The organism is Microbacterium sp. 20-116 (genome assembly GCF_041079415.1).
Classification (GTDB): Bacteria; Actinomycetota; Actinomycetes; order Actinomycetales; family Microbacteriaceae; genus Microbacterium.
On record NZ_JBFYGP010000014.1, the window covers coordinates 23,197 to 30,122 of the forward strand.

Below are 6,926 nucleotides of genomic sequence, written 5' to 3' on the forward strand. Positions count from 1 at the left end.
GCGTTGAGTGTCCAAGAAACCCGGACGTTTTGCGGAATCGTCCGGGTGTTTTGGACACTCAACATTCGACGGGCGCCGCGCGACGGGCCCGCGGGTCAGAGGGCGCCGCGGCGGATGCCGGTGACGATCGGCCGCGTCGACGCCAGTGCCGCGGCCACCAGCGCGAAGCCCGCGGCGAAGGTCAGCGCGATCGTGAGCACCGAGAGTGGCGCGACGATCAGGCTGATCCCGACGAGGGGGAACGCGAGCATCAGGCCGAGAACCGCGCCTCCCACGGCGGCCCACCGCAGCGGCACCATGACGGTGATGCGGCGGGCGCGGCGGAGCTCGGCATCCGGGATGCCGAGGCGATCAAGGCCCACGATCAGCTCGCGCTCCTCGAGCACCGATGCCGCCTGCGTCACCCCCACCGCGCAGGCGAGCAGGACGAAGGCGATGCCGAGGGTCACGAGAACGCCCGTGCGGATGTCGGCCATGAGGGGGCCGGCTTCGGCGGCGGCGTCGGCGATCGCGAGACCGCACCCGGCGACGACCGCGATGAACGACACGAGCGCCATGCCTGACACGCGGCGCCAGGCGGGACCCGCGTGGGCGGCGAGCTCTCGGCCGGCGACGAGCTCGGCGGCGGAGCGGGCGCGCCGGGCCATCGCGCGCCCGCGGGCGGCGACGATCGGGGCGCCGATGAGGTTGAGCAGAGCGAGGGCCCCGGCGAAGAGGCCGAGCAGCACGACGAGGGTCACGGCCGGCCCCAGCAACGGGGCCAGAGTGCCGAGGTTCCCCACGAGCGCCACGACCCCCACGATGAGCACCGCCCCGACGACGAACGCCGTGGTCTTCTTCGCCGGCGCCTCGCTGCGTGTGCGCACGCCGAGCGGGGTGACGGCGACCCCGCGCAGGCTCGCGGCCGCGCTCGCCGCGCCGATGAGCACCACGGATGCCAGCACCCCGGCCCCCAACGGCGGGTCGACGACCACGGCACCGACGCCGACCGGCCCGCCGAAGAACGGCAGCAGCCCGACGAGGGGAAGGAGGGCGGCGTACAGCAGCACTCCGGCGAGGGCCCCCGCGGTCGCGATCGCGGTCGCCTCGAGCACGGTCAGCGACCACAGCTCGCGTGTGCTCGCGCCGAGCAGGCGCAGCGTTGCGAGGCGGTCGTTGCGGCGGCGGCTCGTCAGGCGCGCGGCAGCCGCGCCGAGGGTGACGAGCGGTACGGCGAGCAGCACCAGGGCGAGCACGGCCAGGATGCCGTAGAGCCCTCCCTCTGCCCCGGCTCGCGGGTCCACGAGGAACATGCGCGCCCCGCCCGCGACCACGAGCAGCAGCGCGGTGGTGACGGCGAACGCGACGACCGGGAGGGCGATCGCCGCCCGGCCCTGGCGCGCGGGGCGCGAGAGCAGCCGGGCGAGGGGGAGGACGGTGCTCATCGGTTCGCCTCCGTCGAGGTCGAGGTCGAGGTCGAGGTCGAGGTCGAGGTCGGGGTCGAGGCCGGGGCCGGTGCCGGGGCCGGGGCCGGGGTGGACGCGGGGGCCGGCCACGCCGCAGCGGATCGCGGCGCTGAACTCGCGGGCGACAGCGCTACCGCGGCATCCGTCTTCGAATCCCCGACGATGCGCCCGTCGCGCACCCGCACGATCCGCGAGCAGCGGCGGGCGACGTCGGCATCGTGCGTGACCATGACGAGGGTGCGGCCCTGGCCGGTCGTGGCGAGCAGCAGGGCGTCGAGCACCTCCGACGAGCTCGCCGAGTCGAGGGCGCCGGTCGGCTCGTCGGCGAAGACGACGGGAGCCCCGGTCACCTGGGCGCGGGCGATCGCGACGCGCTGTGCCTGACCGCCCGAGAGCTGGCCGATGCGCCGACCCTCCATCCCCGCGAGACCCAGGGCGGCGAGCCAGACGGCGGCGTGCCGCTCGGCATCCTGTCGGCGAAGGCCCTTCAACAGCAGGGGGAGCGCTGCGTTCTCGACGGCAGTGAGCTCGGGCAGCAGCAGGTGCTCCTGGAAGACGAAGCCGAGCGCTTCGCGACGCACCCGGGCGCGCTCGCTCTCGCTCAGCCCGACGAGCTCGCGCGGGGCGGCGCCGGGGGCGCTCAGCACGATGGAGCCCGCGTCGGGGGCGATGACGGCCGCGAGGCAATGCAGCAACGTGGTCTTGCCCGAGCCCGAGGCGCCCATCACGGCGACGGACTCTCCGGCGCGGATCGTGAGCGAGACGCCGTCGAGGGCGCGCAGCGCGCCGTACTGCTTGACGAGGCCGGAGGCGGTGAGCACGGGTGAGGAGGTCATGTTCCCATCCCAGCGAGCCGGGGCCTCGGGGTCGTCCGCCCCGGGGAGTATCCGCGTCCCCCTCGAGATCGATCTGTCGCTCAGCCGCCGGTCGCTGTGCTTCGGCCTTCGCCGGGCACATCGGCCACCGTGATCCCGGTCACGGCGGCGGCGGTGCTCGTGGTGTCCGCCGGGTGGGTGCCGACCGCGTCGCCCCGACCGACGGCTCGGCGGTCATCCAGGTGCAGGTGACCGCCGGCGCGGGCACTCCGATGTCGTCCGCGCTGACGTCCGTCTCGAACGCGATCGCAGAACACGCAGAGGGACCGAGCCGTGCGGCCCGGTCCCTCTGCGTGCTCGAGTGCGATTCAGGAGCAGGTGTACGTCACGCCGTCGACGTAGTGCTGCCCCGGTCCCAGGTCGCCGCACGCGGCGAAGATGCCCGCGAAGACGCTGATGACGATGATGGCGACGATGATGCCCACCACGAGAAGGACGGCGCCGACGATGATGCCGATCAGTGCGGGGGTGTTCTTGTACCCGGCCTTCTTCGACTGCACGAGAGCGACGATCGAGATGATCAGGCCGATCAGGTTGAACGGGAAGGCGACGATGAGGCCGATGATGCCGAGCGTCTTGCCCGGGTAGGTGGTTCCGGCGGGTGCGGGCTGCGTGGTCACGATGTTCTCCTCTGGTGTCGGACACGATGCCCTCGGCCGCGGTCGAGGGGGGATGCTCGGGCCGCTCGAGGGATCGTCGAGAGGCTATCGCCCTGGCTGCTCGGCGTCGGGGAGGCGCGATCCGTCTGACGCCGCACACCGGACGACGGCTTCAGGTGCGGCCAGGGTGCTCGATCGACGAATGCTGTCGGCGCGGGAGGTCGTGAATTCCCCGGTGGTGTCTCGCCCTCATCGCTCGGCGGTGTCCGGTCGGTCCTGAGCGGCCTCCCGACCGACGAAGGCGGATGCCAGCACGTCGACGACGTCGTCGAGGGCCTGCTCGTCGTGACTGCTCAACCACCACTCGACCAATCCGTCGACGCTCGCGCGGAGGGCTGCGGCGACGATCGGCGTGGGGGTGTTCAGGGTGCGCCCGGTCGCGTCCGACCACCGCTCGATGCTCTGGGCGATGGCCCGCACGCTCGCCTCGATCTCGCTCTGCGCCGCGGCGCGCAGTTCGGGATGGGCGCGGGCGGATGCCGTGAGCTCGCTCACCACGCGATACTCGCTCTCGTGGCGGCGGAGATCGTGAGCGAGGCCGTGCAGGGAAAGGCGCACGGCCTCGGCGAACCCGTCCAGCGGCAGGTCGTCGGCCCAGACCGCGTCGAGCGCGCGCTGCGACGCGCGGTGCAGCACGGCCTCGACGAGGGCCTGCTTCGACCCGAAGGCGTAAGTGACCACGCGGTGGGCGACGCCCGCGCGCTCGGCCACCCGTCGCAGGCTCAGCGCGGATGCCCCCGCATCGGCGACGACCGAGAGCGCGGTGTCGAGCAGGCGCTCTCGACGCTCCTCGAGGGGAAGGTAATCACGAGTGGGGGCCTCGGTGTTCACGGCGTTCTCCAAGCGATCGGGGCGGTCGAGTCTCGCATACTGAATATATCCACCCGGACCAATTGGAGGTCGAGATGACCGAACTGCACGTCACCCCCGCTCGCGAAGCCGACCTCCCCGCCGCCGCGGCCGTGCTCGCGCACGCATTCCGCGACGACCCCGTGATGGCCGCGATCCTGCCCGGAGGCCGCCGCCTCGAGCGGCTCACCACCCTGTTCACGGCCATGCTCCGCGGTGCCCCCTTCGAAACCGGCAGCGTCGACCTCGCCCGCCGCGCCGGCGGCGACGAGATCCTCGGGGTCGCCGCGTGGGAGGGCCCCGGCGCGCCGTCCCTGCCCTGGCGCCAGATCCCCGGGTACCTGTCGGCGCTCGGCCTCGCCGGTGTCGTCCGGGCCGCTGCCCTGTCGTCGCGATTGGCCCGCCACCGTCCTCGCTCACCGCACTGGTACCTGGCGCAGATCGGCGTCTCGCCGAAGGCTCGAGGACTCGGCGTCGGCGGCGCGCTCCTGCGCTCCCGGCTCGAGACTCTCGACGTCACGCGAGAGGCCGCCTACCTCGAGTCGTCGACTCCCGACAATCGTCGGCTTTACAGCCGCCTCGGCTTCGAAGAGATCGCCCCGATCCGCGGCATCCGCGGGGCCTCTCCGATGGCGATGCTGCGCCCGTCCGCTCCCGCCCGGCAGGCGGTGCCCGCTCGAGCGGTCTGACGAGGGGCCCGGGTAAGCGTCTCGACGTCGAGCGTCCACGAAGTCCGCTCAGGCGCCGAGGAATAGACTGGATGCCATCGACACCGTCTCTCCGGGACCCTCCGTGACCACTCCTTCTTCCGAGCGAGCCTTCGACGTTCGCCACGTGCAACTCGCGCGCGCCCTTTTCGCCGCTCTCGCCGCGGTGATGGTCACCTTCTCGTCCGACCATTCCGCCCCTCTCGGGCTGGGCGTGTTCAGCGGATTCGCGATCGCGACCGGGCTCGTCTTCGTGCTGTCGGTGTGGCTCGTCTTCCCGCGCGATCAGCGCCTGACGCCGGCCCTCCTCGCGGCCGTATCGATCGTGGCGGGCCTGGTCGGCAGCGTTGGCAGCTGGCGCACGACCGGTGTCTTCTTCGGGGTCGTCATCGCCTGGGCGATCCTCTCGGGCGTCATCGAGCTGGTGGGCGCCCTGCGCCAACGCAAGACGGTCGGGGCCGCGGGCGCGCGCGACGGCGTGCTCATCGGCATCCTGAGTCTCGTGCTCGGGGTGGTGCTGATGCTCCCGATCCAGCAGTACGCGCTCGACTACAGCATCGCCGGGGCGGGTTCGTTCACGCTGACCGGTATCACCATCGCCGTGGGACTCTTCGGCGGGTACGCGGCGGTCGTCGCCGTGTTCCTCGCGATCGCGGGGTTCTCTCCGCGTCGCCCCGAGCCCGTTCCGGCCGTACCCTCCGAGGAGGCCGCGTCATGACCGACAAGCCCACCACCCGCCGCGATCTGATGAAGCCCGTCCAGCTTCTCGGTCTGGCTTTCATCGCCGCGCTGTTCGCCGGCTTCGTCACGCTCATGTCGATGGGTTTCTTCCAGACGCGTCCCGCCGACGAGATCCAGCGCGCACTGATCGTGGCGCTGGTCGCGGCCGGCGCGACGTTCATCGTCACTCTGGTTTCGCTCGCGCTGTTGCTGCTGGTGGTCGACCCCACCAAGGTCACCTCGACCATCGATCGCCCGCTGCTCCTGCCGAAGGATGCACCGGATGCCGACTCCTCCAGTGCCCCGACCACGCCCGAGGCTCCGCGCGCCGACGACGGCCCCGTCGAACCCCGGGCGTAACGCCTACCGACGCGGGTCGATCATCGTCATGCCCGCGGGGGAGGCCGAGTCCATCGTGGGGAGCAGACCGGCGGCGTCGTCGAGTCCGACGACTCGCTCGATGAGTTCCTGCGGGCGCAGGGCGCCGCTCTCGATGAGCGACAGCATCTCGGGGTAGGCGACCGCGGCCATGCCGTGGCTGCCGAGCAGGTCGAGCTCCCACGCGATCACGCGTGCCATGGGCATCGGGGTCTCGCCATCGGCGGTGGGCAGCAGGCCGATCTGCACGTGCCGGCCGCGACGGCGAAGGCTCAGCACGGCATCGCGGGCCGTCTGCGCGCTGCCGACGGCGTCGACCGAGACGTGACTGCCGCCGCCGGTGAGCTCGTGCACGGCTGCGGCGATGTCGGAACCGTCGGCGAGTAGCGTGTGCTCGGCACCGAGTCTCTCGGCGGCATCGAGGGCCGCGGGGGTGCGGTCGACGGCGATGACGCGCGCGCCGAGGGCGGCACCGATCATCACGGCGCTCAGCCCGACCCCGCCCGCTCCCACGACGGTGATCCACTCGCCGGCCTGAGCCCTGGCCCGACCGGTCAGCGCGCGATAGGCGGTGGCGAAGCGGCAGCCCAGGGCCGCGGCGGCCTCGAACGAGACGTCGTCGGGAATGCGCACGACGTTGGTGTCGGCCGCGCGCAGCACGACGCGCTCGGCGAAGCTGCCCCACTGCGTGAAACCGGGCTGCTGCTGGTCGGGGCACACCTGCGCGTCGCCGCCGCGGCACCACTCGCACACGCCGCACCCCATGACGAACGGCACCGTGACGCGGTCTCCGACGCTCCAGCGGTGCACGCCCTCGCCGACCTCGACGATCACCCCCGCGAGCTCGTGTCCCGGCACGTGCGGGAGAGCGACGTCGTCGTGCCCGACCCACGCATGCCAGTCGCTCTTGCACAGGCCGGTCGCGTGCACCTCGACCACGACCCCGCCCGCCGGCGCGCTCGGTTCCTCGACCTCGCGCACCTCGAGGGCTTCGGCCAGGGCATCCATGATCATCGCGCGCATGGCATCCATTCTCCCGCGTGTGCCCGGCGCTCCCGCGCTCCGTGCGGTCGCTCACCTCGGGGTGAGTCGTCGCGCGGCGGGCGGTGACGCCGCGTTCGCCCCTTGAGTGTCCAAAACACCCGGACGTTCCGAAATTTCGTCCGGGTGTCTTGGACACTCAAGTGGGTAGGCGGCGCCCGGTGCCCGGTGCCCGGTGTGCGGGGGGGCGGTGTGCGGCGCCCGGCGCCCGGTGTGGGTGGGCGGTGCCCTGTGGGTGGTGTGCCTCGAACA

8 protein-coding genes are annotated in these 6,926 nt (G+C 72.5%); 3 read left to right on the forward strand and 5 right to left on the reverse strand.

Features of this window, described 5'->3' with window-relative positions:
• Positions 1-95: 95 nt before the first annotated feature.
• The 4 genes from AB6V29_RS16385 to AB6V29_RS16400 all read right to left on the reverse strand — a co-directional run bounded on the left by AB6V29_RS16385 (position 96) and on the right by AB6V29_RS16400 (position 3,810).
• The gene (locus AB6V29_RS16385; RefSeq protein ID WP_369359942.1) at positions 96-1,535 is read right to left on the reverse strand and encodes an FtsX-like permease family protein; all 1,440 of its coding nucleotides are present in this window, start codon (positions 1,533-1,535) and stop codon (positions 96-98) included.
• The gene (locus AB6V29_RS16390; RefSeq protein ID WP_369359944.1) at positions 1,421-2,281 is read right to left on the reverse strand and encodes an ABC transporter ATP-binding protein; all 861 of its coding nucleotides are present in this window, start codon (positions 2,279-2,281) and stop codon (positions 1,421-1,423) included. Before AB6V29_RS16390 ends, AB6V29_RS16385 begins: the two co-directional genes overlap by 115 nt.
• 347 nt (positions 2,282-2,628) lie before the next feature.
• Entirely contained in the window at positions 2,629-2,940 is a 312-nt protein-coding gene (locus tag AB6V29_RS16395; protein ID WP_267788687.1) for a hypothetical protein, read from the reverse strand.
• A gap of 228 nt (positions 2,941-3,168) precedes the next feature.
• On the reverse strand, positions 3,169-3,810 hold the full coding sequence (locus AB6V29_RS16400) for a TetR/AcrR family transcriptional regulator (protein ID WP_267788686.1): 642 nt from the start codon (positions 3,808-3,810) through the stop codon (positions 3,169-3,171).
• A 74-nt stretch (positions 3,811-3,884) separates the two neighbouring features.
• Here AB6V29_RS16400 and AB6V29_RS16405 point away from each other — a divergent pair, with 74 nt between their 5' ends.
• From AB6V29_RS16405 to AB6V29_RS16415, 3 genes are all read left to right on the forward strand, one after another.
• A complete protein-coding gene (locus AB6V29_RS16405; protein ID WP_267788685.1) occupies positions 3,885-4,517 on the forward strand; it encodes an N-acetyltransferase in 633 nt (210 codons plus the stop codon).
• Between the two features lie 103 nt (positions 4,518-4,620).
• Positions 4,621-5,253, forward strand: a complete 633-nt coding sequence (locus tag AB6V29_RS16410; protein ID WP_267788683.1) for an acyl-CoA synthetase — start codon at positions 4,621-4,623, stop codon at positions 5,251-5,253.
• Positions 5,250-5,615: an amino acid transporter gene (locus AB6V29_RS16415; protein WP_267788682.1), complete on the forward strand. Its 366-nt coding sequence runs from the start codon at positions 5,250-5,252 to the stop codon at positions 5,613-5,615. The genes AB6V29_RS16410 and AB6V29_RS16415 overlap by 4 nt, the downstream gene beginning before the upstream one ends.
• A gap of 3 nt (positions 5,616-5,618) precedes the next feature.
• On the opposite strand, the gene AB6V29_RS16420 is transcribed toward AB6V29_RS16415, so the two are convergent.
• Positions 5,619-6,656 carry a zinc-dependent alcohol dehydrogenase family protein gene (locus AB6V29_RS16420; protein ID WP_267788680.1) on the reverse strand — a complete coding sequence of 346 codons (1,038 nt, stop codon included), beginning with the start codon at positions 6,654-6,656 and terminating at the stop codon, positions 5,619-5,621.
• Positions 6,657-6,926: the final 270 nt, after the last annotated feature.